Source organism: Paeniglutamicibacter psychrophenolicus (assembly GCF_030812255.1).
Taxonomy (GTDB): domain Bacteria; phylum Actinomycetota; class Actinomycetes; order Actinomycetales; family Micrococcaceae; genus Paeniglutamicibacter; species Paeniglutamicibacter psychrophenolicus_A.
The window spans coordinates 1-1,204 of record NZ_JAUSSH010000033.1 but is presented as its reverse complement, the minus strand read 5'-3'; the positions used below and the strand labels follow the sequence as shown (position 1 = coordinate 1,204).

General features: G+C 61.5%; 1 protein-coding gene. It reads left to right on the top strand.

Annotated elements, in window-relative coordinates:
* The first annotated feature begins 133 nt into the window (after positions 1 to 133).
* Complete coding sequence (locus J2T21_RS20760) at positions 134 to 1,171, top strand: IS1595 family transposase (RefSeq protein WP_307584077.1); 1,038 nt, start codon at positions 134 to 136, stop codon at positions 1,169 to 1,171.
* The last annotated feature ends 33 nt before the right edge of the window (positions 1,172 to 1,204 follow it).

The window sequence follows — 1,204 nt, the reverse complement described above, 5'->3', positions numbered from 1 at the left end:
AAAGGGGTATCCATTTAGGTGCCCAAGGCTTCCGGTAGGCTGAAATGACATTAAGAACCCCCGCGCTGCGTCAACAGCCGGGGGCATGGACTGACACCGAGAAGGGGTGTACGTCGCTATCAAGCCTACCGTTATGCCGATTGCTGGGCAGGATTATCCTGCCGACCTTGCCCAGATGCGCGCCTGGTTTCCGGATGATGAGGCCTGTCTTGACTACTTGGACTGGCTTCGATGGCCCCAGGGGTTTCAGTGCCCAGGATGTGAAGGCCGCAGTGCGATCAAGCAGGCTGGACGGTACCGGTGCCGGGATTGCCGCAAACGCGTTTCGGTGACCGCGGGAACGATTTTTGACAAGACGCGGACGCCGCTGACGGTCTGGTTTGAAACCGTCTGGCTGATGACCTCCGGCAAACAGGGTGTCTCCGCGGCCCATCTACATCGGGTGCTGCCGATCTCCTCGTACCAAACAGCGTGGACGATGCTCAGCAAGCTGCGCACCGCGATGAGCTCAGCTGGCAGTGGCCGACTGACGGGACGTGTGGAGGTTGATGAGACGTTCATCGGTGGTCCCCGCCCCGGCACCGTCGGACGTGGTGCTGCCGGAAAGACACTGGTCGCAGGAGCTATTGAAGTCAACAAGCATGGGTGGGGTCGTGCTCGGCTGGCGGTGATTGCCGACGCGTCGGCTGGTTCGCTCAAGGCATTCATCCAAGCCAATATCGAGGCAGGATCCACCGTGGTGTCCGACGGGTGGAGCGCCTACCCGGCTGCACTGGAGGGGTACGCGCACGAACGGTTGAACGTGTCGGCGTCGGGATTGCCGGCCCATCATTCACTGCCTGCGGTGCACCGATTGTTCGCTTCGGTGAAGCGGCTGCTCGATGGCACCTACCAGGGCTCCGGGACTACGGAGCACCAGCCGGAGTATCTGGATGAATTCGTGTTCAGGTTCAACCGCCGCCACAGCAGCAGCCGGGGTCTGGTGTTCCTACGCTTGATTCAACGGGCAATTCTGTCCCCACCGGTCTCTTATCAGGAGTTGGTGCGCGTGCCGAAACCCAAGGCGGTAAGCCCGGCTGGGGTCCGAGGGCCGCGAGCCAAGCCGGGCTCCTTGGACCTTGGGCCGGTAGATCGCCCGTGGCGAGCCACCGACACCAAAGTAGACCGGTGAGTACAGTTTGGGCATCTAAATGGATACCCCTTT